The sequence below is a fragment of the Streptomyces sp. GbtcB7 genome, assembly GCF_019091445.1.
Taxonomy (GTDB): Bacteria; Actinomycetota; Actinomycetes; order Streptomycetales; family Streptomycetaceae; genus Streptomyces; species Streptomyces mirabilis.
This window is the reverse complement of record NZ_JAGXJM010000127.1, coordinates 1-732: the sequence shown is the minus strand read 5'-3', so window position 1 is coordinate 732 and position 732 is coordinate 1. Positions and strand designations below refer to the sequence as shown.

The 732-nt window shown below is 57.7% G+C and carries 1 rRNA gene; it reads right to left on the bottom strand.

Annotated features, from left to right (window positions below):
• Positions 1 to 630, bottom strand: a 23S ribosomal RNA gene (locus tag KVT44_RS55510); the annotation flags it as partial.
• Positions 631 to 732: the final 102 nt, after the last annotated feature.

Below are 732 nucleotides of genomic sequence, written 5' to 3'. Positions count from 1 at the left end.
CGACGCTCCCACGGCTTGTAGGCACACGGTTTCAGGTACTATTTCACTCCGCTCCCGCGGTACTTTTCACCATTCCCTCACGGTACTATCCGCTATCGGTCACCAGGGAATATTTAGGCTTAGCGGGTGGTCCCGCCAGATTCACACGGGATTTCTCGGGCCCCGTGCTACTTGGGTGTTTCTCAAACGAGCCGTTGACGTTTCGACTACGGGGGTCTTACCCTCTACGCCGGACCTTTCGCATGTCCTTCGCCTACATCAACGGTTTCTGACTCGTCTCACGGCCGGCAGACCGTGAAAGAGAAATCCCACAACCCCACATACGCAACCCCTGCCGGGTCTCACACGCATATGGTTTGGCCTCATCCAGTTTCGCTCGCCACTACTCCCGGAATCACGGTTGTTTTCTCTTCCTGCGGGTACTGAGATGTTTCACTTCCCCGCGTTCCCTCCACATACCCTATGTGTTCAGGTATGGGTGACAGCCCATGACGACTGCCGGGTTTCCCCATTCGGAAACCCCCGGATCAAAGCCTGGTTGACGACTCCCCGGGGACTATCGTGGCCTCCCACGTCCTTCATCGGTTCCTGGTGCCAAGGCATCCACCGTGCGCCCTTAAAAACTTGGCCACAGATGCTCGCGTCCACTGTGCAGTTCTCAAACAACGACCAACCACCCATCACCCCGAACCTTCCGGTTCGAGTGCACTGGGGCCGGCACTGAAGGCAGCC